This window comes from Rhodococcus sp. 14-2483-1-2, assembly GCF_002259405.1.
GTDB lineage: Bacteria > Actinomycetota > Actinomycetes > Mycobacteriales > Mycobacteriaceae > Rhodococcoides.
In genome coordinates this window covers 218,198-242,286 of sequence record NZ_NPFW01000022.1, presented here as the reverse complement: position 1 = coordinate 242,286, position 24,089 = coordinate 218,198, and the positions used below count along the sequence as shown (strand labels likewise).

Here is a 24,089-nt window from a genome sequence, read left to right as displayed (position 1 = left end):
CGTGAAGACTTTCGATTCCCTGTTCGCCGAGCTCACCGACCGCGCGAAGACCCGTCCCGAGGGCTCGGGCACTGTCGCAGCGTTGGACGCCGGAGTTCATTTCCAGGGCAAGAAGGTCCTCGAAGAAGCTGGTGAAGTGTGGATCGCGGCCGAGCACGAGAGCGACGAGGCGCTCGCCGAGGAGATCTCGCAGCTTCTGTACTGGGTTCAGGTGATGATGGTGGGCAGAGGCATCGAGCTCGAGGACGTCTACCGACATCTGTGAGGCAAGGTCCGCACCTCTCCTACGAATTCACCGATGAAGGAAAACTCCATGCTGCGCGTAGCCGTACCCAACAAGGGCGCACTGTCCGAGTCCGCCGCCGAGATTCTCAGCGAAGCCGGCTACCGACGCCGAAGCGACTCGAAGGACCTGACGGTTCTCGATCCGGCCAACGGCGTCGAGTTCTTCTTTCTCCGTCCCAAGGACATCGCAATCTACGTCGGATCCGGCCAGCTGGATCTGGGCATCACCGGGCGTGACCTGGCGCTGGATTCCGGTGCCGCGGTCGAGGAGCGGCTGGCACTCGGATTCGGTCGTTCGACCTTCCGCTACGCCGCGCCGGCGGGCAAGGAGTGGGCACCCGAGGACCTGGGCGGACTGCGCATCGCGACGTCCTATCCCAACCTGGTTCGTAAGGATCTGGCCGCCCGAGGACTCGAGGCAACCGTCATTCGCCTCGACGGCGCAGTCGAGATCTCCATCCAGCTCGGGGTCGCCGACGCGATCGCCGACGTCGTGGAGTCGGGACGATCGCTGCGTCAGAACAACCTCGTCGCCTTCGGTGAATCTCTCTGCGATTCGGAGGGCGTGCTGATCGAACGAGCAGGCACCCCGGGCACCGACTCCGCACGCAAGCAACTGATCGCCCGCGTACAGGGTGTGGTCTTCGCGCAGCAGTATCTGATGCTCGATTACGACTGCCCCAAGTCGATCCTCGACGAAGCAGTCAAGATCACTCCTGGAATCGAGTCGCCGACTTTGGCACCGATGGTCGACGACAACTGGGTTGCCGTGCGCGCCATGGTGTCTCGTAAGGTGCACAACAACGTCATGGATCAGCTCGCCGAGCTCGGTGCCAAGGCCATCCTCGCCTCCGACATCAGGTCCTGCCGCGCCTTCTAGATCCGACACGGCTACCGGTGGACGTATGACATCCGATACCTCCGAGGACGACCTCGCTCGACGGGCGAGGGCGATATTCGACGCTCAACCGTTCACCACTCTGCTCGGTGCCGAGCTGGTCTCCACCGACAGTGGCAACGTCGAGGTCCGCCTTCGAAACCGACCGGAGCTCCGGCAGCAACACGGCTTCGTGCATGGCGGCGTCATCAGCTATCTTGCAGACAACGCCGTGACCTTCGCCGGCGGAATCGCGCTCGGTGGCGACGCGGTGACCGCGCACTGCACGGTCGACTTCGCGAGGCCGGCAACGGGCGAATATCTGATCGCCCGCGCGCACGCGATCTCGACGACCCGAAACCAGGCCATCTGCCACTGCACCGTGTATTCGGTCGACGGGGACAGCGAGCGGATCGTCGCGGTGGCTCAGGGCACCGTCGTCACAGCGCGAACGTCGTGACCGGACTGGACAGTCAGCTCCGACGCCGAACCAACACCGTCTGAGCGATGCGACCGACCGGACCCAGTTCGTCGCTGAGTGTGCCCGCACACATGGCGATGCCGTCGGACCCGGTGGAGGTCTCCGCCGACACCCCGATCCATTCGCCCTGCGGCAGGCGGAACACGTGCACGGTCAGGTCGGTGTTCAAGAACGTCCACTCGTCGATCGGGAGCTTCGCTCCGATTCCGTTGGCGATGTCCGCGATCGAGAAGAGCCTTTCGAGGGGCGTCATCGATTCACCCTGCACGAGAACAGGTGTGGGCCTGGCCCAGATCTCGCCCGGCCCATCCGCACCGAGCCCGGTGAGCATCTTGAACTCGACGGCGTCGAGATAGCCCGACGACCAGGTGCCACCGAAGGCGTAGTCGACACCGTCGCTCACCGGTCGCATCACCGGATCGCCCGAGTGTGCAACGTCGTCGGTCGGTACGGTGCGCATGCGCCATGCGCTGCCGCGGGCCACCGCGCGCGCAGTTCCCGAGGCGCCTTCCGCCCAGAGCTCCGCGACGACGAGTTCGATATTGGCACCGGGTCGCTCCGTCCATGCCCGGATCTCGATGTCCCCGACAGGAATCGGCCCGAGAATGTCGACGGCCACGCGACTGATACGGGTGTCCTCCCTGGCGTCCACTCGCTCGAGCGCACGGACCAACAGGGCCGACGGTGGAGCGCCGTGCTGCATCGTCGGTGCCCACAGGCTGACGGTGTGCTCGGTGGCGGTGACCCTCTCGTGGCCTTCTCTGCCGACCCCGGCGGGAACGAAGAAGGCATTCGGAACCGTCACAGCTCGGCGCCCGTCGGTTCGGCAGCGGCCGTGGGCCAACCCGGATAAGCCGGGGGAGTACCGCCGAACTCCGGACACAGCGCCTGGTGGTCGCACCACTTGCACAGTGCGCCTTTCTTGGCGCGGAAGTCACCGGTCTCACCCGCCGCCAGAATCGCCTTCCAGATCGCGGACAGCATGCGCTCGAACCTTCGCAGTTCACCCTCGTCGGGGGTGTAGGTCAGCTCCTGCTTGTCGGAGAGATACATCAACTTCAGTTGCGCTGGAACGACTCCACGCATCCGCATGATCATCAGGGCATAGAACTTCATCTGGAACAGCGCCTTGGACTCGGTGAACTCCCGTGGAGCCCGGCCCGTCTTGTAGTCGACGACGCGGATCATCCCGTTCGGTGCCACGTCGATCCGATCGATGAATCCGCGCAGCGGCGTACCGTCGTCGAGCACGACCTCCACTCGTTGTTCACAGGACTCGGGCTCGAACCGAGTGGGGTCTTCGAGTTCGTAATAGCCGGCGACCAGCGCACGAGCCCGGTCGAGAAACGCCGGTCGTTCGTCCACCGGGACCAGAGTCTCTATGTCGGGTGACCGAGCGACCACTCGCTCCCAGGCCGGATCGACGAGCTCGCGCGCAGTGGTCGGCACACGATCCTGTGCGGGCAACGCGTACAGGGCCTCCAATGCGGCATGCACCACAGTTCCCTTCACCTGAGCTTCGGTGGAGACCTCGGGAATCCGGTCGACGGCACGGAGGCGATAGAGGAGTGGGCACTGCTTGAAATCACCTGCGCGCGAAGGCGACAACGCCGGCGTACTACGAGAACCGGTCGTCGACGGCGACGGGTGCGCAGTGTCGCCGAGATCGAGTAGAGGCAAGTCGATGGGCGTCGACACGGAAATACTCACGACTGCGAGACTATGCCGTTGGTCCGACATCTTCGGTCAAGGCCGTAGTCTGGCACGTCGAGTCGTCCCAGGTGTCGGACCGAACAGGTCGGGCGTCCAACAGAGCAACGAAAGCAGGTTCCGCTGTGCCGTCCGGTGATGCTGTGTCCTTCGGTGATTCCGCGTCCGCGTCTACCGACGGGTCCGAGGTCGACGCGATCGTCGATGCCCCGGTCATCGGTGCGGACGAAGTGGTCACCGCGAGTGTCGACGAAATCGAACTCGACGAAGCTTCGACGGCCGACGACGGCATCCCGGTCGAGCCGGTTCCGACCGGACCAGCCCGCAGCGGGCCGTTCCGCGTCGGAGATCGAGTCCAGCTGACCGACGGGAAGGGCCGCCATTACACGGTGGTGCTCGAGGCGGGCAAGGAGTTCCACACCCATCGGGGCGGAATCACCCACGACAAACTTCTCGGTGCCCACGAGGGCAGCGTCGTCACGTCCGTCAACGGCACCCCTTACCTCGCGCTGCGGCCCCTGCTGACCGACTACGTGCTGTCGATGCCGCGAGGCGCGCAGGTCATCTACCCCAAGGACGCAGCCCAGATCGTGCACGAGGGTGACATGTTTCCCGGGGCGCGCGTGCTCGAGGCCGGTGCCGGATCGGGCGCTCTGACGTGCTCGCTGCTGCGTGCGGTCGGCACGGCAGGAACGGTCATCTCCTACGAGATCCGCCAGGACCATGCCGACTACGCGATCAAGAACGTCGAGACCTTCTTCGGCGAGCGGCCGTCCAACTGGCACCTGACGGTGGCCGACGTGGATCAGTTCGGTGTCGACCGTCCCGGTGAGCAGGTCGATCGGGTCGTCCTCGACATGCTCGCGCCCTGGGACGCACTGCCCGCCGTGTCGAAAGCTCTCGTTCCGGGCGGCGTGCTGCTCGTCTACGTCGCCACGGTGACGCAGTTGTCCAAGGTCGTCGAAGCCCTTCGGGCGCAGGAGTGCTGGACCGAACCCCGTTCGTGGGAGTCGATGGTGCGGGGTTGGCACGTCGTCGGACTGGCGGTTCGTCCCGAGCATCGGATGCAGGGGCACACGGCATTCCTCGTCAGTGTCCGACGCCTCGCCGAAGGCACTGTCACGCCGAAGCCGCAGCGTCGATCCGGCAAGGGCTGACGACAAGAGCCGCCACCGGCGATTCCCGACCTCGGTCTAGGCGCAGGGAGCCTGCCCCATCGCGAGGATCTGGCAGGTGCTGGCATCGGATAGCTTCCAGTCGCCGTCGATCAGCACCCAGGTCTGCGGGGATGGAGCTGCCGTTCCCCGAGGAGTGGCAATAGCGACGTCGGCGGTGGATGTCTCGCCCTCGACCGTCGGTTCGGCCACCTCGAAGGTGATCGCGCCGTAGTTCGCCAGGGCCGCGGTCATCGTTTCGAGGTTGGTCAAGCGTGCCTGTCCGTTCTCGACCGCGGCCGCCTTCGTCGCCGCGTCGACGTCCGGGGCCACCAGCTGCACCAGAGATGCTTCGAGTTCGCCGGAGGTCGGCGGCGCGACGGCGGGTGCATCGGTTGCCGTGGCGCTGCTCTCGGCGGCCGACGTCGAATTGTGATCGGTCCGATCGGATTCGTCGGCCGAGCTGCACCCGGCTACCGACGTCACTGCTGCCGCGAGCGCGACACCTGCCGAGAAAATGCGCATCTTCACTGGTGAAGCCCCTGATTCCGTGGTCGGTCCGCTGTTTGGTCAGGTGAGGCTAACATGAACTCGACCGACGCTCGGGTGCGGTCGAACACACTGCTTCTCCGTCCCGATCGTGGTGTCGGTCCGCACATTCGGGCCGGTGCCGGTAGCGTTGATAGATCGTCACTGGGAGGAGTCGCTCATGAGCTCAACAGACAATCCGGATGTGGCCGCGGCCAGAGCCGAACTGGACGCCGTGCGAGCCGAAGCTGCTTCACTGCGCCGTCAACTGGGGGAGTCCCCCGAGCAGGTACGCGAACTCGAAGGTCGCGTCGATTCGCTCTCGCTCCGCAACGCGAAGCTGATGGACACCCTGAAAGAGGCCAGGCAACAGCTCATCGCGCTCCGCGAGGAAGTGGACCGCCTCGGCCAACCACCGAGCGGCTACGGCGTTCTGCTGAGCGTCTTCGACGACGGAACGGTCGACGTGTTCACCTCCGGACGCAAGATGCGGCTGACGTGCTCACCCAACATCGAGGCCGACTCGCTGGCACCGGGACAGACGGTGCGCCTGAACGAAGCGTTGACCATCGTCGAGGCCTGCACCTTCGACCAGGTCGGCGAGATCAGCACTCTGCGTGAGCTTCTGGGTGACGGATCGAGGGCGCTCGTCGTCGGTCATGCCGACGAGGAGCGAGTCGTGTGGCTGGCCAAGCCGTTGATCGACATGGTCAACGACGAGGGTCCCGTCGACCCGGACGAACCGTCCCGCAAACTGCGCCCGGGCGATTCCCTGCTCGTCGACACCAAGGCCGGCTACGCCTTCGAGCGAGTCCCCAAGGCCGAGGTGGAGGACTTGGTCCTCGAAGAGGTGCCGGACGTCGGGTACGAGGACATCGGTGGTCTCGGTCGACAGATCGAGCAGATTCGCGACGCCGTGGAACTCCCGTTCCTGCACAAGGATCTGTTTCGCGAATACTCGCTGCGTCCGCCCAAGGGTGTTCTGCTCTACGGTCCTCCCGGCTGCGGAAAGACGTTGATCGCCAAGGCTGTTGCCAATTCGTTGGCCAAGAAGATCGCCGAGGCACGCGGGCAGGACGCCAAGGAAGCGAAGTCGTTCTTCCTCAACATCAAGGGCCCCGAACTGCTCAACAAGTTCGTCGGCGAGACCGAACGTCACATCCGCATGATCTTCCAGCGAGCACGGGAGAAGGCGTCCGAGGGCACCCCGGTCATCGTGTTCTTCGACGAGATGGACTCGATCTTCCGCACCCGTGGTTCGGGAGTCTCGTCCGACGTCGAGACGACGGTCGTTCCGCAGCTGCTCGCCGAGATCGACGGCGTGGAGGGGCTCGAGAACGTCATCGTGATCGGTGCCTCCAACCGTGAGGACATGATCGACCCCGCGATCCTGCGGCCCGGTCGTCTGGACGTCAAGATCAAGATCGAGCGGCCCGACGCCGAATCGGCACAGGACATCTTCTCCAAGTACCTGACCGATTCGCTGCCGGTCAACGCCGACGATGTTGCAGAGTTCGGTGGAGACCGCGCTGCGTGCATCCGAGGGATGATCGACCGCGTCGTCGAGCGCATGTACGCCGAAAGCGACGACAACCGCTTCCTCGAGGTCACGTATGCCAACGGAGACAAGGAAGTTCTGTACTTCAAGGACTTCAACTCCGGTGCCATGATCCAGAACATCGTCGACCGCGCGAAGAAGTACGCCATCAAATCGGTACTGGAAACCGGCAACGGCGGTCTACGAATTCAGCACCTGTTCGACTCCATCGTCGACGAGTTCGCCGAGAACGAAGACCTGCCGAACACCACGAACCCGGACGACTGGGCTCGAATCTCCGGCAAGAAGGGCGAGCGGATCGTCTACATCCGCACGCTGGTCACCGGCAAGAACGCCAGCGCGAGCCGGGCGATCGACACCGAGGCCAACACCGGCCAGTACCTGTAGATCCTGCACAGAGCAGTATCGGGGCGCGTCCGCACAGGGCGCGCCCCGATCTGCGTCCAGGTGCCGTCTAGGCTCGACTCATGCAGCGCATCATCGGTATCGAGGTCGAGTACGGCATTTCTTCGCCCACCGAGCCCACCGCCAATCCGATCCTGACGTCGACCCAGGCAGTGTTGGCCTACGCGGCCGCTGCAGGGGTACCGCGGGCCAAGCGCACGCGCTGGGATTACGAGGTCGAGTCGCCTCTGCGTGACGCTCGCGGCTTCGACCTCGGACGCTTCAGCGGCCCCGCCCCGGTGATCGACGCCGACGAGATCGGCGCAGCCAACATGATTCTCACCAACGGTGCTCGCCTGTACGTCGATCACGCTCACCCCGAGTACTCGGCTCCGGAGGTACGCGACCCGCTGGATGCAGTGATCTGGGACAAAGCCGGCGAGCGCGTGATGGAAGCTGCCGCCCGCCATGCGTCGAGCGTCCCGGGAGCACCGCGCCTTCAGCTGTACAAGAACAACGTCGACGGTAAGGGTGCGTCGTACGGCACCCACGAGAACTACCTGATGTCGCGCGAGACACCGTTCTCGGCCGTCGTCGCCGGTCTGTCGCCGTTCTTCGCCTCGCGGCAGGTCATCACCGGGTCGGGACGTGTCGGAATCGGCCAGTCCGGTGACGAAGCGGGCTTCCAGCTCTCGCAGCGGGCGGACTACATCGAGGTGGAGGTGGGCCTGGAGACCACCCTCAAGCGCGGCATCATCAACACGCGCGACGAACCGCACGCGGATGCGGACAAGTACCGCCGCCTGCACTGCATCATCGGCGACGCGAATCTCGCCGAGATGTCGACCTACCTCAAGGTCGGCACCACAGCGCTCGTGCTCGACCTCATCGAAGCGGGGGTCGACCTGTCCGATCTGCAGCTGGCCAGGCCGGTGACCGCAGTCCATCAGATCAGCCACGATCCGACGCTGCGCAAGGCCGTCGCTCTCGCCGACGGTCGCGAACTGACGGGTCTTGCGCTGCAGCGGATCTACCACCAGCGCGTTGCGAAATTCGTGGCTGCCGAGGGCAGCGACGATGCGCGCGCACTGGACGTGCTCGACAAGTGGGCCATGGTTCTCGACCTTCTCGAACGAGATCCGATGGAGTGCGCACATCTGCTGGACTGGCCGGCGAAACTGCGCCTGCTCGAAGGGTTCCGCCAGCGGGAGGGGCTCGGGTGGTCGGCTCCGCGGCTGCATCTGGTCGACCTGCAGTACTCCGATGTGCGGCTGGACAAAGGACTCTACAACCGGCTGGTTGCTCGTGGGTCGATGGATCGACTGGTCACCGAGCAGCAGGTGCTCGATGCCGTCGGCACCCCGCCGGACGATACGAGGGCGTACTTCCGCGGCGAGTGCCTACGCAAGTTCGGGGCCGATATCGCTGCAGCGAGCTGGGACTCGGTCATCTTCGATCTCGGCGGCGACTCCCTCGTTCGCATCCCGACCCTCGAGCCGCTCAGAGGCACCAAAGCGCACGTCGGGGCACTGCTCGAGTCGGTCGACAGCGCCGCAGAACTCGTCGATCAGCTCACCAACTGACGCACCCGAGAACCGGTGCCGACTATTCGCGGTGTCTTGCCAACCGGCGGAGTCGGTCTGTCGGTAGGGTAAAGGTCCGTGCACTTTCGGCGGAACGTTCGGTTGCACTTGCACATCCACGACGGTGCACCTGGAATCGACCGGTGAGAGTGCAGTAGATCTGTTTTCTCGATATACGGAGGAGGTCGGCGACTATGGCACAGGAGCAGACACGGCGCTCGGGCGGCGGCGACGACGATGAGGTTCCCGGCGACACCGGAGCCGGTGGTCAGGAACGACGCGAGAAGCTGGCCGAGGAGACCGACGACCTTCTCGACGAGATCGACGACGTGCTCGAGGAAAACGCCGAGGACTTCGTCCGCGCCTACGTTCAGAAGGGCGGCCAGTGACGGTGGATCGTTCGGACCCGCGGTCGGTCGGCGACGGCACGGCGATCCCCTTCGGGTCCAGCAGCTCGTCGTTCTCCGATTACCTGCGTCAGCACGCCCCTCATCTGTTGCCCGAGAGCGGTATCGCAGCGGATCTGGCGTCTCACACCGCGAACGGCGGCTCGGACAAGTCCGGCATCGCTCCGCACGGGACGACGATCGTCGCACTGACCTACGCGGGCGGAGTTCTGATCGCCGGTGATCGGCGTGCCACGCAAGGCAATCTGATCGCCAATCGCGACATGCAGAAGGTCTACGTCACCGACGACTACTCCGCTGCGGGCATCGCCGGGACGGCAGGCATCGCGATCGAACTGGTACGGCTCTTCGCTGTCGAACTCGAGCACTACGAGAAGATCGAAGGCGTGCCGCTCACGTTCAACGGCAAGGCCAACAAGCTGTCGTCGATGGTGCGAAGCAACCTCGGTGCCGCGATGCAGGGGCTCGCCGCCGTCCCGTTGCTGGTCGGATTCGACATCGACATCTCGGATCCGGATCGAGCCGGACGGATCGTGTCCTACGACGTGGTCGGTGGGCGATACGAGGAGCGTTCGGGCTACCACGCGGTGGGATCGGGATCGCTGTTCGCCAAGTCCGCGCTCAAGAAGCTCTATCGCCCCGGAATGACCGAGGAGGAGGCGATACGTGCGGCGGTGGAATCGCTGTACGACGCCGCCGACGACGATTCGGCCACCGGTGGTCCCGACGTCACCCGCGGGATCTACCCGACGGCCGTCGCCATCACCAGCGTCGGGGCGGACGATGTTGCGCACGAGCGAATTTCGGCTGCAGCTCGGTCCGTCCTCGCGGAGCGAACCGAGAGTGCAGCGCATTCCGGCGGCGCCGAGCATCACACCCGGGCCGGCCAACAAGTGAGCGAAGGGGGTAGCGCACCATGACGATGCCGTACTACGCATCTGCCGAACAGATCATGCGCGATCGTTCGGAGTTGGCGCGCAAGGGAATCGGCCGCGGCCGCAGCGTCATCGTGCTGACGTACGCGGACGGGGTGCTGTTCGTGGCCGAGAACCGTTCGACAGCGTTGCACAAGGTGAGCGAACTCTACGACCGGATCGGCTTCGCGGCCGTGGGCAAGTACAACGAGTTCGAGAACCTGCGCAAGGCCGGTATTCAGCACGCCGACATCAAGGGATACACCTACGATCGGCGTGACGTGACCGGCCGTTCGCTCGCCAAGACGTATGCGCAGGCACTCGGCACGATCTTCACCGAGCAGCTCAAACCGTACGAGGTCGAGATCTGTGTCGCGGAGGTGTCGCATCAGGACGAGCCGATCGCGACGCAGCTCTACCGCATCACCTACGACGGATCCATCGTCGACGAGCAGGATTTCGTCGTCATGGGCGGGACGACCGAGCCGATCGTGGCTGCACTGAAGGACACGTACCGCTCCGGGCTCGATCTCGCCGACGCGGTTCGTGTCGCCGTCGACGCACTCACGGCAGGTCCGGCGACACCGCCTGCGGCGGGCGGCGAGCCGGAGAAGAAGGTTCTCGAGGTGTCGGCGCTCGAGGTTGCGGTGCTGGACCAGGGGCGGCCGCGACGAGCGTTCAGACGCATCGCCGGAGCTGCGTTGGAGGACATGTTGCCGACGCCGACTGCGGCGGTCGAGACGGTACCCGACACCGAGGGTGCACCGCCTTCCTGACGGTCGGTCCCCACACTCGTACGGCCTCGTGCGCTACCGCTTCCGGTAGAGCGCGAGGCCGTTCTTGTCACTGGTGAACTCGAACGACGTTCCGTCGCCCACCACTTCGCCGTCGGCCGCGAGCGCGACGGCGGCACCCTCCACCTCGACGGTCAGCTTCTTCACCGCTCGACGGACGTAGGCGGGCGACGAGCCGAGGGTACCGGTCAACGTTGCACACAGCAGTCTGGTCCTGGATGCCTTCGGCTCCGACGGCAGAAACCGAACATCGAGCGTTCCGGTGTGAATGCTGCTGCGAGACATGGGGACTTGGTCTGTCGGTACGTAGTTGCCGTTACCGACGAACAGCATCCAGACCGAGTGCCTGGTGCCGTCGAGCCGGATGTTCAGCGGTTCGGCAGCAGCCAGCACCCTCGTCATCGCGATCGCGGCGGCCGGCCATTTGCCGATTCGGCGCTGCAGCTTCTGACGCAGCCGCACCGAGTCGGGGTAGCCACCGAATGTGGCGGTGTTGACGAACGACACGCTGCGGCCGTCGACGGACACCTCGGCGATGTCCACCAGTTCGGCGGTGCCCGCTTCGACGGCAGCAGCAGTGTCCTCCACGACGGTCAGCCCGGTGTCGCGAGCGAAGTGGTTGAGGGTGCCACCCGGAAATGCTGCGAGCGGCAAGCCGTTCCGTACCGCCGATGCGGCAACACTGACCACCGTGCCGTCGCCACCGCAGACACCGAGGGCGCGCGGAGACGTGCTTCGAATCCGCTGCTCCAGTTGCTCGTTGAAGTCCTGATCGGGATCGGGCACGAACAGATCGGCGTCGGGAAGTGCTCGACGGATCGCATCGGGCACCGCTTCCGAATCGTCGCCCGAACCCGGATTGACCAGCACCAGCAGCCCCCGGCCGCCATGCAGTGGCTCGACCTCGGCCGGGGAGCCCAGATCGGCGGGCTTTTCCGACCGCACGGCCCACCAGCGACGGGTGGACAATGCGATGGCCGAGCCGAGAGCGGCACCGGCGATGACGTCCGTCGGCCAATGCACCCCGACGTGGACCCGGGAATAACACACCGCGGCCGCGACTGGTGCCAGCAGCGCGCCCGCCACCGGGGATTCGATCGCCACCGCCGTGACGAACGCAGCCGCCGACGCCGAATGCCCGGAGGGAAACGACGACGACACCGGCGGAGCCAGGACCTGGCGCAGGACGGGAACCGATTCGGAATCGGGACGAGTCCGCGGGAACAGCGGTTTGAGCAGCCCGTTCGCCACCGAGCTCGCACCCGCCAGCGCCACGAGACCCCGAACGCCGCCGCGTCGGGCCGGGCCACCTGCAGCCACGAGAAGTGCGGCCGCGCCGAGCCACAGACGACCGTGGTCGGCGGCGTTACTCAGTGCGCGCAGGCCGCCGTCAGCTCTGCTCTGCCGCAGGGCGGCACTTCGAGCGACCAGGGACAGATCCCACGCATGAACGGTCGTCGAGATCGAGGTGCGCGTGGAAGTCATGACGCCCAGCCTAGGCACGTGCGACGGCATCCTCACGGACGGACGACATCGGGGCGCTCCGACACATCGTTTCGAGGGTTGCGTTGTAGTGTCGAAGTGTGCAGCGACGAATTATGGGCATCGAGACAGAGTTCGGTGTCACATGTACTTTCCACGGACATCGACGGCTGAGTCCGGACGAAGTGGCTCGCTATCTGTTTCGCCGAGTCGTCTCGTGGGGTCGCAGCTCGAATGTGTTCCTTCGCAACGGTGCCCGCCTGTACCTCGACGTGGGCTCGCACCCCGAGTACGCCACCGCCGAGTGCGACAGTCTGTTGCAGTTGGTCACCCATGACCGCGCCGGCGAGCGGGTCTTGGAAGACCTGCTCATAGACGCCGAGCAGCGCCTGGCAGAAGAGGGCATCGGGGGCGATATCTATCTGTTCAAGAACAACACCGACTCGGCGGGAAACTCCTACGGCTGCCACGAGAACTTCCTCGTCCAGCGTGCCGGTGAGTTCTCCCGAATCTCGGACGTGCTGCTGCCGTTCCTGGTCACGCGCCAGTTGATCTGTGGCGCAGGCAAGGTACTCCAGACGCCGAAGGCTGCGACGTTCTGCCTGTCGCAGCGCGCCGAGCACATCTGGGAAGGCGTCTCCTCGGCAACCACTCGTTCCCGGCCGATCATCAACACTCGCGACGAACCGCACGCCGACGCCGAGAAGTACCGCCGCCTGCACGTCATCGTGGGCGACTCGAACATGGCCGAGACGTCGACGATGCTCAAGGTCGGAACGGCAGCCCTCGTTCTCGAAATGATTGAGGCGGGTGTGTCCTTCCGAGATTTCGCATTGGACAATCCGATTCGCGCCATCCGCGAGGTCAGTCACGATCTCACCGGACGGCGTCCCGTTCGACTGGCCGGGGGACGACAGGCCAGCGCCCTCGACATTCAGCGCGAGTACTACGCACGAGCCGTCGAGCACCTCAAGACGCGCGAGCCGAACACTCAGGTGGAACAGGTCGTCGACCTGTGGGGACGAACGCTCGACGCCATCGAGACCCAGGATTTCGCGAAGGTGGACACCGAGATCGACTGGGTCATCAAGCGCAAACTGTTCCAGCGTTACCAAGACCGGTACTCGATGGAGCTGTCCGATCCCAAGATCGCTCAGTTGGACCTGGCTTACCACGACATCAAGCGCGGCCGGGGAGTGTTCGACCTGTTGCAGCGCAAAGGGTTGGCCAAGCGCGTCACCGAGGACGAACAGATCGACGAGGCCGTGGACCTGCCGCCCCAGACCACCCGAGCCAAGCTGCGCGGAGAATTCATCACGGCCGCCCAGGAGGCAGGTCGCGACTTCACGGTCGACTGGGTGCACCTCAAGCTCAACGATCAGGCTCAGCGAACCGTGCTCTGCAAGGATCCGTTCCGCTCGGTCGACGAGCGAGTGGAGAGGCTGATCGCGTCGATGTAGTGCCCGACGCAGTCGGGTCGTTACCGCTGCGGCCACCCACGAGCAACTAGGCTCGACTGTCGTGGCCACCACCAAAGTCGAACGCCTGATGAATCTGGTCATCTGTCTGCTGTCGACACGTCAGTTCCTCACCGCGGAGTGGATCCGCGAGAGCGTTGCCGGATACGACGACTCCACCAGCCACGAAGCGTTCAGCAGGATGTTCGAGCGGGACAAGAACGAACTGCGTGACCTCGGTGTCCCGTTGGAGACCGGTACCGCCACCAGATTCGGTGGCGTCGAGGGCTATCGCATCAACCGCGATGCCTACGAACTGCCCGACATCGACCTCACCAGCGAGGAATCGGCCGCCGTCGCGGTCGCCGTCAAGCTGTGGGAGTCGCCCGAACTCACCTCCGCGGCACAGAGTGCGTTGCTCAAACTCCGAGCCGCGGGAATTCAGGTCGACCAGAACGAGTCCGCCGCGTCGGTGACCGCGGTTCCCGCACGCACTCGCGGCTCCGAACCTGCGCTGGGTGCCTTGCTGGCCGCGATCGACGACGGCAAGTCGGTGCGGTTCCAACACCGCCCGTCGTTGACCGAGCCGTTCACCACCAGAACCGTCCAGCCCTGGGGTGTCGTGACGTTTCGCGGTCGCTGGTATCTGGTGGGACACGACGTGGACCGCAACGACACCCGCACGTTTCGCCTCTCCCGAATCGGCGACGAGGTCAAGTCGTTCGGCACCCCGCAGAGCGTCCGCAGGCCCGACGGCGTCGATCTGCAGGACATCGTCCGTCGAGTCGCGGGTACGTCCTCGGTATCGGGCACGGCCCTGGTATGGCTGCACGACGGAAGGGCGCTGGAATTGCGCAGGATGGGAACGGTGGTCGGCGTGCAGAGCCTCGGTACCCGCAGCGGCACTGTCGTCGAGGTGCCCGTGCGGTCCTGGGATTGGATCTCGCGGTTGATCGCAGGTCACGGAGCGGATGCGGTGGTACTCGAACCCGCCGAGCTGCGCGCAGACGTGATCTCGACCCTGCAGACAGCGGCCGACGTGGAGAACGAGCGATGAGCGCGCGACTGTCGGTTCGGCTGGCCAGGTTGCTCAACATGGTGCCGTTCTTCATGGCGAATCCCGGGTTGAGCGCCGAGGAGGCCGCGCGGGAGCTGGGGGTGTCGACGGCGACGCTGATGGCCGATCTCAATCAGCTCTGGATGTGCGGTCTACCCGGCTACGGCCCGGGTGATCTGATCGATCTGTCGTTCTCCGAGGAGAGCATCGACGTGACGTTCTCGGCCGGGATCGATCGACCGCTACGCCTGACGTCGACCGAGGCGACGGCTCTGTTGGTTGCGCTTCGATCTCTGACGTCGATGCCCGGCATGGTCGACCCGTCCGCCGCTCAGCGAGCGATCGCGAAGATCGAGACCGCAGCAGGCTCGGCGGCGGCCAACGTGCCACTTTCGTCCGATCACGACGGAGCAGGTGCAGAGGAGGGGCCGGTCTCGAGTACCGTCCGATCTGCCCTGCGTCACCGGCACGCGTTGGAACTGACCTACTACTCCGCGTCGCGGGATGTCGTCACCGAGCGAACCGTCGACCCGATCAGGACGGTGGTCGTCGACGACCACAGCTACGTGCAGGCGTGGTGCCGAAGCGCCGAGGGAGTTCGACTGTTCCGGTTCGACCGCATCGACTCGGCCACCGAGCTCGACGAACCGGCCGCGCCGCCGGAATCGGTGCAGGACGAGGACGCCTTCGAGATCTTCAACGACGATCCCTCGCTGTCGCAGGCGCGGCTGAAGGTGTCGCCTACCTTCACCTGGATCCTGGACTACTACCCGATGACACAGGTCGCTGCGGATGCGGACGGGTCGATAGTGGTCACGATGCGGTTCGCGACGCTGCAGTGGATGACTCGGTTGACGTTGGGCTTCGGCGGCGGCGTCACGGTACTGGCACCTGAATCCTTGGTGAACTCCGTCCGCGACCGAGCGCGTTCGGCCCTGGATGCGTACGCCGAGCTCGACGCCACCGGCGCGGACGGCACCGTCGCCACATGAACGCGGGGCAAACCCGCGGCCGCCGCTGCCGGAGGCGGTACCCGCGGTCGGGTACGCTCGATTCATCTGATCTGTAGGAGGTTCGCATGGGATTCACCAGTCCCTGGCACTGGGCCATCGTTGCGGTGGTCGTCATCATTCTGTTCGGTTCCAAGAAGCTGCCCGAGGCTGCTCGCGGACTCGGCCGGTCGTTGCGCATCTTCAAGAGCGAGGTGAAGGAGATGCAGAACGACGGCAAGTCGGACGCCGACACTGCGACGGCACAGCAGCCGACCGCTCCCGCACAGCTGCCCTCGCCTGCGCCCGTCGTGCAGCCGAACAGCGAGACCCAGCACGACGCCAAGTCTGCCTGAGCGCACGGCCGCTCAGCACACCTTCGGTGCCAAGTGGCACCGAAGGTTCACTGCTGTCGGTGACGGCCCTCCGCCGCCGTCCGACCGAAGAAGGCTGACCGTAGAACACCATGCGCATTCCGTTCGATCCGCGGCGTAGCAAGCGCCGAGTCAATCCCGACGGCACCATGTCGTTGGTCGATCACCTGTACGAGCTGCGAACCCGGCTCCTGTGGTCGTTGGTAGCAGTTGCAGTGACGACTGCTTTCGGGTTCTTCTGGTACTCGCACACCATCTTCGGCGTCGAGAGCCTCGGCGACCTCCTACGGGGTCCCTACTGCACGCTCGATCCCAGCCTTCGCGCGAATCTGAGCAACGACGACCAATGTCGTCTGTTGGCGACCGGACCGTTCGATCAGTTCCTGTTGCGATTCAAGGTCGCGTTCACCGCCGGTGTCGTGCTGGCCTGCCCCATCTGGCTGTATCAGATCTGGGCCTTCATCACTCCCGGCCTGTACGCCAACGAACGTCGACACGCGGTGTCGTTCGTCTCCGCAGCGGCAGCGCTGTTCGTCGCCGGAGCCGTCCTGGCCTACTTCGTGGTCGCCAAAGGCCTGCACTTCCTGCTCTCCATCGGTGACAACGTGCAGATCACTGCCCTGAGCGGCGATCAGTACTTCGGATTCCTGATCAACCTCCTCATCATCTTCGGCGTCAGTTTCGAGATTCCGTTGCTGGTCGTCGCCCTGAATTTTGTCGGCGTACTCACCTACGAGCGACTCAAGGCATGGCGTCGAGGTCTCATCTTCGGGCTGTTCGTCTTCGCGGCCATCGCAACTCCGGGGCAGGACCCGTTCTCGATGCTGGCCTTGGCCTTGGCGTTGACGGTTCTCTTCGAGATGGCAGTGCAGATTGCGCGGATTCACGACAAGCGTAAGTTGCGCAAGAGAAGAGACGAATGGGGTGATGTGTCAGATGACGAAGCAACACGTATCGAAGGCGCAAGTACGATCGAGTCCCCACACGCTGTCGCTCCGACACCGCCGCCCAGCGGATTCGGTGCTGCGACCCGCACCCAGTCACAGTACGACGACACCATCTGATTCCGGCCGCTTCGTTGGGACCAGCGCATGACGGAGACTACGGCGGACGTCCAGCTGAGTCCGAAACCTACTCAGCTGCAACGCTTCTCGGCCGAACTCGGTTTCCCGCTCGATCGGTTCCAGGTCGATGCATGTACTGCTCTGGAGAACGGCCACGGCGTTCTGGTCTGTGCCCCCACCGGTGCCGGCAAGACCGTCATCGGCGAGTTCGCGGTGCACCTGGCGCTCGCCGCGGGACGTAAGTGCTTCTACACCACCCCGATCAAGGCGCTGAGCAACCAGAAGTTCGCCGAGCTGACCGCGCGGTACGGGCGCGACACGGTCGGGCTGCTGACCGGAGACTCGTCGATCAACCCCGATGCCCCCATCGTCATCATGACGACCGAAGTGCTGCGCAACATGCTCTACGCATCATCGGACGCGTTGCGGGGCCTCTCGCACGTCGTCATGGACGAGGTGCACTACCTGGCCGACCGTTTCCGAGGCGCGGTGTGGGAAGAGGTCATCCTGCACCTGTCCGACGACGTTCGACTGGTCAGCCTGTCGGCAACGGTGAGCAACGCCGAGGAGTTCGGTGCCTGGATGAGCACGGTTCGCGGTGACACCTCCGTCGTGGTGGACGAGAACCGCCCGGTGCCCCTCTCGCAGCACATCATGGTGGGCCGCCGATTGTTCGATCTGTTCGACACGCGAGCCCAGTCTGCCGACGGCAGCCAGAAGATCGTCGTCGATCGGGAACTCGTCCGGCACGTCAAACAGCGTCAGTCCCTCGACTCGATGGACCGCTGGCACGCTCCACACAGCAGAGGCCGCGGCGGTCGGTCAGGCGGCGGCGGTCGAGGTGGCGGCCATGGCAGTGGCGCGAACAACCGCCCGCTGGCCCGTCCCGATGTGATAGCCAAGCTCGACGAAGAGGGTCTGCTCCCTGCGATCACCTTCATCTTCAGCCGCGCCGGGTGCGACGGCGCTCTGACCCAGTGCATGCGTTCGCGGCTGGTGCTGACCACGCCCGAGCAGGCGGAGGAGATTCGGTACATCGTCGAGAAGCACACCTCGGAGCTGCCGCGCGAGGACCTGGAGGTTCTGGGTTTCTGGGAGTGGCGCGACGCACTCGAGCGCGGATTCGCCGCCCATCACGCCGGGATGTTGCCGGTCTTCCGGCACACCGTCGAGGAGTTGTTCGTCAAGGGCCTGGTCCGGGCGGTGTTCGCCACCGAGACGTTGGCTCTCGGGATCAACATGCCTGCCCGAACCGTCGTGCTCGAGAAGCTGGTCAAGTTCAACGGTGAGACACACGCCGAGTTGACGCCGGGGGAGTACACCCAGCTGACCGGCCGGGCCGGACGCCGCGGCATCGATGTCGAAGGACATGCCGTCGTGCTGTGGCAGCCGGGCACGGAGCCGACCGAGGTCGCGGGTCTGGCGTCGACCCGTACGTTCCCGCTGCGCAGTTCGTTCGCGCCGGCGTACAACATGTCGATCAACCTGATCGAGCAGTTCGGTGCAGCCGATTCACGTCTGTTGCTCGAAAGGTCGTTCGCACAGTTCCAGGCCGACCGCTCCGTCGTCGGGATGGTTCGCGGTATCGAGAAGAACATGCAGACGCTGGAGGCGCTCGGTGCACGCCTCGGCGGCCCCGACGGGGAGTACTTCGAGTATGCGCGGCTGCGCGAACGACTGAAGGACCGCGAGAAGACCCTCGAACGCCAGAACAGATCCGATCGGCGAGACAAGGCAGTCGATTCGCTGCGCGCACTGCGCCGCGGCGATGTGATCTCGGTGCCGACCGGTCGCCGCAGCGGCCTTGCCGTGGTTCTCGAGCCCGATGACGACCGAGCCGATCCGCGTCCGCTCGTACTGACCGAGGACAAGTGGGCCGGCCGACTCTCGGCAGCGGACTTCCCTTCTCCTGCCACACCTCTGGGCACCATGCGGCTGCCCCGTTTTGTCGACCATCGCACGGCGAAGACCAGGCGAGACCTCGCAACCGCCCTGGTGACGCGCGGAATCTCGCAGCCGTCGGACCGCATCCGACGCAAATCGACCGCAGCGGACGACAAGGAACTGGCCACCCTTCGACGAGCCATCCGATCGCATCCGGTGCACGCGCGCCCCGACCGCGACGAGCTCGGCCGCACCGGTGAGCGATACAACCGGTTGGCGCGAGAGACCGAAACGATGCGGCAGAAGGTATCGGCGACGACGAACTCCCTCGCCCGGACCTTCGACCGCATCCTGGCCTTGCTCGCCGACCGCGGCTACGTGACGGCAGGCAAGGATCCGAAGGTGACCGACGACGGCGCGCGGCTGAGTCGGATCTATTCCGAGTCCGATCTGCTGGTCGCCGAGTGCTTGCGCGGCGGCCTGTGGCAGGGCCTTTCTCCGGCGGAGCTGGCGGCCGTGGTCTCGGCTGTGGTCTACGAGTCCAGGTCGGAGGGTGACATCACTCCGCACGGTCCGACGGGTCCGATTCGACACGCGCTGACCGAGACCGTGCGGGTGTGGCACGAGCTGCGGTCCGACGAAGTTCGGCACAAGCTTCCCCCGACGAGAGAACCCGACATGGGCTTCGTGAAGGCGATCTACAAGTGGGCGTCGAACCATTCGTTGGTCGATGCTCTCGTCACAGCGGGTGACAACGGCAAAGCACTCTCGGGTGGAGACTTCGTGCGTTGGTGTCGGCAGGTGATCGACCTGTTGGATCAGGTTCGGCTCGCTGCCCCGGAGCCGGAACTGTCGCGAACTGCGGCGCGGGCGATCGCAGCTCTCCGCCGCGGCGTGGTCGCGGTCGATGCCGCATGACGGGACCGAATCCGACTGCCGGGTCGGTACAGCGGCGAGTCGTACGGGCGGGTTACTGTACCCCCGACGAATCCGAATTTTCAGTGGAGGCGAGATGAGCGGCCCATACGGTCCGAACGATCCGGACAACAGCTGGTCGCGCAAGCCCGATCAGCAGGACGGCGCCGCGAAAGACACGCCGGAGACGCAGCCTGGTGGTTCTTCGGCCGAGTCACAGACTCCGACGCCTTCGGCGTGGGGTCAGTACGGACAGCCGCCGGCCGCGCCCTACGGCGAACCCGGCCAGACGGCGTACGGGCAGAGCCCACAGCAGCCCGGCGGCCAGTACCCTCAGGGCCAATACCCTCAGGGGCAGTACCCCCAAGGGCAATACCCTCAGGGCCAATACCCCCAAGGCCAATACCCACCCGCCGGCTATCCGCAGGGGCAGTACCCCCAGGCCCCGAACGCGCAGGGCGGCTATCCCCAGGGACAGAACCCCACCGCGCAGTACCCCGCCGGTCAGCAGTACGGCGCACCCTATCCCGGTGCCGGCGCGCCTGCATCGGGCAATGCGGCATACCAGAACCCCTACGCACCACAGCAATTCGGTAGTGGGCAATACGGGCCAGGGCAATACGGTCAGCAACCACAGCAGCCTTGGAATCCCAACCCGCAATATCCGAATCAGCAGGGGCCCGGGCAGCCCGGGGCCAAGTCGAAGACGCCCCTGATCATCGCTGGTGCCGTGGTCGCGGTGATCGCGGTGATCGCTGTGGTGTCGTTCTTCGCGTTCGGACGCACGACCACCCTCGATACTGCGGCGGCAGAGGAGGGCATTCGCACGGTCGTCACCGAGTCCTACGGTGCGTCCGACGTCTCCGGTGTGTCCTGTCCCCAGGACATCGAGGTCAAGGCCCGGACCAGTGTCGATTGCACCCTGACGGTCGACGGTGCTTTCAAGACGGTGACGTTGACCTTCCTCGACGACGACGCCAACTACGAGGTCTCTCTACCCAAGTAGACCCGTTTCGGTCACTCGGTCAGGTCGTCGACGCCGTGGCCGCCATCGCAGCGACGAGGCGGGCCACGGCGTTCTCGATACCGAGGGTCTCTGCGAGCGTGTTCAGCGCGTCGAGATCGGCGGGCTCGGCCGGAATCTCGTCGGACTTCGACAGGACCACATCGGCGTCGGTGACAACCCGGACGACGGGCAGCGCCGCGTCCAGGTAGTCGCCGGCATTGGCCAGCTTCGCTCGGATGCCCTTGGCCATGTCCGACGACGGGTCGAGTGCCGCAGCGCGCAACGCAGCGACGGATTCGTAGGTCATCATCAGGCTCGATGCCGTCTTCTCCCCGATACCTTTGACGCCGGGCAGGCCGTCGGAGGCATCGCCGCGCAGCAAGGCGAGTTCCGCGTACGCCGCACCCGCTCGATGAAGCGGCACCCCGTAGCGCTCGGAAACCAGTGCGGGATCGAACAATTCGGCTTTGGCCAGCCCACGTCCCACGTACAGAACGCGCACCTCGTTCGGCTCGTCGGCGGCAACCTGAAGCAGGTCTCTGTCTCCACTGACCACGACCACGGGGTCCTGACGCTCGCGCGCGGCCAGGGTCCCCAGCACGTCGTCGGCTTCGAGACCGTCTGCGCCCGCGGTCGCGATCCCCAATGCGGCGAGCACATCCATGATCATGTCCACCTGCGGTGTCAGCGTTTCCGGAACTTCTTCGCTCTCGGCGACCTCCGGGGCAGCCTCGGCCACACGGTGCGCCTTGTAGGACGGCACGAGATCGACGCGGAACTGTGGCCGCCAGTCCAGATCGAGACACACGGCCAGTCGGCTGGGTTCGGTGCGCGCGATCAACGCCGAGATCATGTCGAGGAAGCCGCGAACGGCATTGACGGGTCGCCCGTCTGGGGCCGTAATCGACTCGGGCAGTGCGTAGTAAGCCCTGAACCACAGGCTCGCACCGTCGAGGAGCAGCAACGGAGACTTTCCGGGGGCGGTCATGGCGCTCATCTTGCCGTACGGCATTAGCCTGAAGGTATGAGTGTCGATTCTTCGGTCAGTTCCTCACGTTTCTCCAGCGATGTCTATGCGTCCAGGCTCGCCCGCGCGGCTCGCCTGACGTCGGAAGCGGGCTTGGATGCCCTGTTGATCACGCCGGGTCCGGATCTGCGGTACCTGATCGGCTCGAAGGCCAGCTCGTTCGAGCGTCTCATCGCTCTGGTGGTTCCGGCGGACGGCAGCACCCCCACGGTCGTCGTTCCGCGGCTCGAGCTCGCCGCGCTGGGTGATTCCGCGGCTCAAGAGCTGTCTCTGACGCTCGTCGACTGGGTCGACGGTGTGGATCCGTACGCACTGGTGTCGGCCGCTGTTCCCGGCGGAACGAGAACAGCCGTCGCCGACGCAATGCCCGCCCTGCATTTCGTGCCGCTGGCCGGTGTCTTCGGCACGGTCCCTGTACTGGCCACGGACGTGCTGCGCGAACTTCGTATGGTCAAGGATGCAGCCGAGATCGACGCGTTGCGGCGCGCCGGTCACGCCATCGACCGCGTGCACGCCCGGATGGGTGAATGGCTTCGAGTAGGCCGCACGGAAGCTCAGATCGCGTCGGACATCGCGGCCGCGATCGTCGAAGAAGGCCACACAGCACCGGAATTCATCATCGTCGGATCCGGGCCTCACGGTGCCGATCCGCATCACGAGGTATCCGATCGAGTCGTCGAGGCGGGCGACATCGTGGTGATCGACATCGGGGGACCCGTCGCACCGGGATACAACTCCGACTCGACCCGGACCTACAGTCTCGGCGAGCCGCAGGCGGAGATCGCCGAGCAGTACGCGGTACTGGAGCGGGCCCAGCAGGCAGCTGTCGATGCGGTGGTGCCCGGTGTCACGGCGCAGTCCATCGATGCGGCCGCCCGCGACGTCCTGGTCGACGCCGGTCTGGGGGAGGCGTTCCTCCACCGCACCGGTCACGGAATCGGCCTGTCGGTACACGAGGAGCCGTACATCGTTGCGGGTAACGACATCACGCTGACCGAAGGGATGGCGTTCAGCATCGAGCCGGGAATCTACTTCCGCGGACGGTGGGGTGCACGCATCGAGGACATCGTCGTGGTCACCGCAGACGGGTGCGAGTCGGTCAACCTCAGGCCGCACGGTCTGGCCGTCCTGCCGGTGTGACGCCACCGGACGAGACCGACTTCGTCTCGATCGTTCGATCCAATCCCGCTGTCGGCGAGATTCTTCGACGCGCACCGCAGCTCGGGCTGCCCGGGTGGTATCTGACGGCGGGTGGCCTCTTCCAGACGGTGTGGAATCACCTGGCCGGTCGGGATCTTCGTGCGGGTATCCGGGACTACGACTTTTTCTACTTCGACGACTCCGATCTGTCCTACGAAGCGGAGAACGAGGTGATCGAGTCCGCGGCCTCGGTGTTCGCCGACCTCGGTGTGGACGTCGAAGTACGCAACGAGGCGCGCGTACACCTGTGGTACGAGCAGCATTTCGGCTCTGCGATCGCGCCGTACCGAAGTACCGAGGATGCGATCGATCATTTCGTCTCCACCACGTGCTGCTTCGGCATCACCACCGACGAGGGCGGAACGGACGTCGTGTACGCACCGCACGGATTCGACGATCTCTTCGCGGGAATCGTGCGGCCGAACCCGCGGTTACCGATGCAGCACGTGTACGAGGCGAAGGCTGCTCGGTGGATCACCGAATGGCCGAACCTGACCGTCCTACCCTGGGCGTGAGGGTCGAGGAGGTGGCTCTCGTCAGCGATTCAGCAGCGAACGGCTACCCAGCACGCGCTGCACCTGTATCTCGATGACGACCCGGGTGGGGTTCTCCCTGGGTACGCGGTAGCGCTGCGCATAGCGGTTCTCCGCATCGACGACCGATTCACGGTCGTTTCGCACCGACGCGGGCCCCTCCAACGTCAGCCAGCGGGCGCCGTCGATCTGAGTGACCGCGGCGTAGGCGCCGCGACCGGCGTTGATCGCCTTCTGCGACACGTCGTTGGTGATGACCCGAGCACATCGGGATTCGGCATCGTAGGTGAAGCCGACGGCGACGACGTGCGGAGTTCCGTCGGGTCGCAGTGTCGTCAGAGTGGCCAGGTGCCGCTCGGCAAGGAATTCGAATGCGTCGTCGGCGAGGGCAGTCGCGTCTGCGGGGATTGCGGCCATGCCCCGACT

At 65.2% G+C, this 24,089-nt stretch carries 24 protein-coding genes; 18 read left to right on the top strand and 6 right to left on the bottom strand.

The window, feature by feature from the left end:
• Nucleotide 1 precedes the first annotated feature (1 nt).
• The 3 genes from CH295_RS22130 to CH295_RS22120 are packed head-to-tail and all read left to right on the top strand — an operon-like array spanning nt 2 to nt 1,622.
• Nucleotides 2-265 carry a phosphoribosyl-ATP diphosphatase gene (locus tag CH295_RS22130; protein ID WP_032378490.1) on the top strand — a complete coding sequence of 88 codons (264 nt, stop codon included), beginning with the start codon at nt 2-4 and terminating at the stop codon, nt 263-265.
• Nucleotides 266-313: 48 nt separating this feature from the next.
• Entirely contained in the window at nt 314-1,165 is an 852-nt protein-coding gene (gene hisG, locus CH295_RS22125; RefSeq protein WP_037190018.1) for an ATP phosphoribosyltransferase, read from the top strand.
• A 25-nt stretch (nt 1,166-1,190) separates the two neighbouring features.
• Nucleotides 1,191-1,622, top strand: coding sequence for a PaaI family thioesterase (locus CH295_RS22120; RefSeq protein ID WP_094741951.1), 432 nt, complete (start codon nt 1,191-1,193; stop codon nt 1,620-1,622).
• Nucleotides 1,623-1,635: 13 nt separating this feature from the next.
• Here the strand turns inward: CH295_RS22120 and CH295_RS22115 are convergent, their stop codons facing one another.
• Nucleotides 1,636-2,448 carry a thioesterase family protein gene (locus tag CH295_RS22115; protein WP_094741950.1) on the bottom strand — a complete coding sequence of 271 codons (813 nt, stop codon included), beginning with the start codon at nt 2,446-2,448 and terminating at the stop codon, nt 1,636-1,638.
• Nucleotides 2,445-3,323, bottom strand: a complete 879-nt coding sequence (locus CH295_RS22110; RefSeq protein WP_502694539.1) for a RecB family exonuclease — start codon at nt 3,321-3,323, stop codon at nt 2,445-2,447. The genes CH295_RS22115 and CH295_RS22110 overlap by 4 nt, the downstream gene beginning before the upstream one ends.
• 320 nt (nt 3,324-3,643) lie before the next feature.
• On the opposite strand from CH295_RS22110, the gene CH295_RS22105 reads away from it, so the two are divergent.
• Nucleotides 3,644-4,510, top strand: a complete 867-nt coding sequence (locus tag CH295_RS22105) for a tRNA (adenine-N1)-methyltransferase (RefSeq protein ID WP_094742178.1) — start codon at nt 3,644-3,646, stop codon at nt 4,508-4,510.
• Between the two features lie 36 nt (nt 4,511-4,546).
• On the opposite strand, the gene CH295_RS22100 is transcribed toward CH295_RS22105, so the two are convergent.
• Nucleotides 4,547-5,032, bottom strand: coding sequence for a WKL family lipoprotein (locus tag CH295_RS22100; RefSeq protein ID WP_094742177.1), 486 nt, complete (start codon nt 5,030-5,032; stop codon nt 4,547-4,549).
• Nucleotides 5,033-5,216: 184 nt separating this feature from the next.
• Here CH295_RS22100 and arc point away from each other — a divergent pair, with 184 nt between their 5' ends.
• The 5 genes from arc to prcA all read left to right on the top strand — a co-directional run bounded on the left by arc (nt 5,217) and on the right by prcA (nt 10,657).
• A complete protein-coding gene (gene arc / locus CH295_RS22095) occupies nt 5,217-6,980 on the top strand; it encodes a proteasome ATPase (RefSeq protein WP_037190008.1) in 1,764 nt (587 codons plus the stop codon).
• Nucleotides 6,981-7,060: 80 nt separating this feature from the next.
• On the top strand, nt 7,061-8,560 hold the full coding sequence (dop, locus tag CH295_RS22090) for a depupylase/deamidase Dop (RefSeq protein ID WP_037189306.1): 1,500 nt from the start codon (nt 7,061-7,063) through the stop codon (nt 8,558-8,560).
• Between the two features lie 194 nt (nt 8,561-8,754).
• Nucleotides 8,755-8,949 carry a ubiquitin-like protein Pup gene (locus CH295_RS22085; protein ID WP_008716348.1) on the top strand — a complete coding sequence of 65 codons (195 nt, stop codon included), beginning with the start codon at nt 8,755-8,757 and terminating at the stop codon, nt 8,947-8,949.
• The gene (gene prcB, locus CH295_RS22080; protein ID WP_037189305.1) at nt 8,946-9,887 is read left to right on the top strand and encodes a proteasome subunit beta; all 942 of its coding nucleotides are present in this window, start codon (nt 8,946-8,948) and stop codon (nt 9,885-9,887) included. The genes CH295_RS22085 and prcB overlap by 4 nt, the downstream gene beginning before the upstream one ends.
• Nucleotides 9,884-10,657: a proteasome subunit alpha gene (gene prcA, locus CH295_RS22075; protein WP_094634402.1), complete on the top strand. Its 774-nt coding sequence runs from the start codon at nt 9,884-9,886 to the stop codon at nt 10,655-10,657. The genes prcB and prcA overlap by 4 nt, the downstream gene beginning before the upstream one ends.
• 33 nt (nt 10,658-10,690) lie before the next feature.
• Here the strand turns inward: prcA and CH295_RS22070 are convergent, their stop codons facing one another.
• Nucleotides 10,691-12,160, bottom strand: a complete 1,470-nt coding sequence (locus CH295_RS22070; protein ID WP_037190002.1) for a bifunctional phosphatase PAP2/diacylglycerol kinase family protein — start codon at nt 12,158-12,160, stop codon at nt 10,691-10,693.
• A 98-nt stretch (nt 12,161-12,258) separates the two neighbouring features.
• On the opposite strand from CH295_RS22070, the gene pafA reads away from it, so the two are divergent.
• The 7 genes from pafA (at nt 12,259) to CH295_RS22035 (ending at nt 20,903) form a co-directional block, all read left to right on the top strand.
• Nucleotides 12,259-13,617 carry a Pup--protein ligase gene (pafA, locus tag CH295_RS22065; protein ID WP_170944814.1) on the top strand — a complete coding sequence of 453 codons (1,359 nt, stop codon included), beginning with the start codon at nt 12,259-12,261 and terminating at the stop codon, nt 13,615-13,617.
• Between the two features lie 61 nt (nt 13,618-13,678).
• Nucleotides 13,679-14,671, top strand: a complete 993-nt coding sequence (locus CH295_RS22060; RefSeq protein ID WP_094741949.1) for a helix-turn-helix transcriptional regulator — start codon at nt 13,679-13,681, stop codon at nt 14,669-14,671.
• Nucleotides 14,668-15,663: a helix-turn-helix transcriptional regulator gene (locus tag CH295_RS22055; protein ID WP_094741948.1), complete on the top strand. Its 996-nt coding sequence runs from the start codon at nt 14,668-14,670 to the stop codon at nt 15,661-15,663. Before CH295_RS22060 ends, CH295_RS22055 begins: the two co-directional genes overlap by 4 nt.
• A gap of 86 nt (nt 15,664-15,749) precedes the next feature.
• Nucleotides 15,750-16,016, top strand: a complete 267-nt coding sequence (gene tatA, locus CH295_RS22050; RefSeq protein WP_037189301.1) for a Sec-independent protein translocase subunit TatA — start codon at nt 15,750-15,752, stop codon at nt 16,014-16,016.
• A 110-nt stretch (nt 16,017-16,126) separates the two neighbouring features.
• Nucleotides 16,127-17,098 (top strand): twin-arginine translocase subunit TatC, encoded by a 972-nt coding sequence (gene tatC, locus CH295_RS22045; protein WP_037189300.1) that lies wholly within the window; start codon nt 16,127-16,129, stop codon nt 17,096-17,098.
• A 27-nt stretch (nt 17,099-17,125) separates the two neighbouring features.
• Nucleotides 17,126-19,900, top strand: coding sequence for a DEAD/DEAH box helicase (locus CH295_RS22040; RefSeq protein WP_052047487.1), 2,775 nt, complete (start codon nt 17,126-17,128; stop codon nt 19,898-19,900).
• A 94-nt stretch (nt 19,901-19,994) separates the two neighbouring features.
• Complete coding sequence (locus CH295_RS22035; RefSeq protein ID WP_094741947.1) at nt 19,995-20,903, top strand: DUF4333 domain-containing protein; 909 nt, start codon at nt 19,995-19,997, stop codon at nt 20,901-20,903.
• A gap of 19 nt (nt 20,904-20,922) precedes the next feature.
• Here the strand turns inward: CH295_RS22035 and CH295_RS22030 are convergent, their stop codons facing one another.
• Nucleotides 20,923-21,900 (bottom strand): 5'-3' exonuclease, encoded by a 978-nt coding sequence (locus CH295_RS22030; RefSeq protein WP_094742176.1) that lies wholly within the window; start codon nt 21,898-21,900, stop codon nt 20,923-20,925.
• A gap of 27 nt (nt 21,901-21,927) precedes the next feature.
• On the opposite strand from CH295_RS22030, the gene CH295_RS22025 reads away from it, so the two are divergent.
• Together CH295_RS22025 and CH295_RS22020 are read left to right on the top strand one after the other, a co-directional pair.
• Entirely contained in the window at nt 21,928-23,070 is a 1,143-nt protein-coding gene (locus CH295_RS22025; protein WP_094741946.1) for a M24 family metallopeptidase, read from the top strand.
• Nucleotides 23,067-23,645, top strand: coding sequence for a nucleotidyltransferase family protein (locus tag CH295_RS22020; protein ID WP_037189298.1), 579 nt, complete (start codon nt 23,067-23,069; stop codon nt 23,643-23,645). Before CH295_RS22025 ends, CH295_RS22020 begins: the two co-directional genes overlap by 4 nt.
• A 21-nt stretch (nt 23,646-23,666) precedes the next feature.
• Here CH295_RS22020 and CH295_RS22015 read toward each other — a convergent pair whose 3' ends face one another.
• A complete protein-coding gene (locus tag CH295_RS22015) occupies nt 23,667-24,080 on the bottom strand; it encodes a TIGR03618 family F420-dependent PPOX class oxidoreductase (protein WP_037189297.1) in 414 nt (137 codons plus the stop codon).
• Nucleotides 24,081-24,089 lie beyond the last annotated feature (9 nt).

Coding starts and splice junctions, on each gene's coding strand:
- hisG (WP_037190018.1), top strand. CDS start 314: ATGCTGCGCGTAGCCGTACCCAACAAGGGCGCACTGTCCGAGTCCGCC.
- CH295_RS22120 (WP_094741951.1), top strand. CDS start 1,191: ATGACATCCGATACCTCCGAGGACGACCTCGCTCGACGGGCGAGGGCG.
- CH295_RS22100 (WP_094742177.1), bottom strand. CDS start 5,032: ATGCGCATTTTCTCGGCAGGTGTCGCGCTCGCGGCAGCAGTGACGTCG.
- arc (WP_037190008.1), top strand. CDS start 5,217: ATGAGCTCAACAGACAATCCGGATGTGGCCGCGGCCAGAGCCGAACTG.
- dop (WP_037189306.1), top strand. CDS start 7,061: ATGCAGCGCATCATCGGTATCGAGGTCGAGTACGGCATTTCTTCGCCC.
- CH295_RS22085 (WP_008716348.1), top strand. CDS start 8,755: ATGGCACAGGAGCAGACACGGCGCTCGGGCGGCGGCGACGACGATGAG.
- prcA (WP_094634402.1), top strand. CDS start 9,884: ATGACGATGCCGTACTACGCATCTGCCGAACAGATCATGCGCGATCGT.
- CH295_RS22070 (WP_037190002.1), bottom strand. CDS start 12,160: ATGACTTCCACGCGCACCTCGATCTCGACGACCGTTCATGCGTGGGAT.
- CH295_RS22055 (WP_094741948.1), top strand. CDS start 14,668: ATGAGCGCGCGACTGTCGGTTCGGCTGGCCAGGTTGCTCAACATGGTG.
- tatA (WP_037189301.1), top strand. CDS start 15,750: ATGGGATTCACCAGTCCCTGGCACTGGGCCATCGTTGCGGTGGTCGTC.
- tatC (WP_037189300.1), top strand. CDS start 16,127: ATGCGCATTCCGTTCGATCCGCGGCGTAGCAAGCGCCGAGTCAATCCC.
- CH295_RS22040 (WP_052047487.1), top strand. CDS start 17,126: ATGACGGAGACTACGGCGGACGTCCAGCTGAGTCCGAAACCTACTCAG.
- CH295_RS22035 (WP_094741947.1), top strand. CDS start 19,995: ATGAGCGGCCCATACGGTCCGAACGATCCGGACAACAGCTGGTCGCGC.
- CH295_RS22030 (WP_094742176.1), bottom strand. CDS start 21,900: ATGAGCGCCATGACCGCCCCCGGAAAGTCTCCGTTGCTGCTCCTCGAC.
- CH295_RS22025 (WP_094741946.1), top strand. CDS start 21,928: ATGAGTGTCGATTCTTCGGTCAGTTCCTCACGTTTCTCCAGCGATGTC.
- CH295_RS22015 (WP_037189297.1), bottom strand. CDS start 24,080: ATGGCCGCAATCCCCGCAGACGCGACTGCCCTCGCCGACGACGCATTC.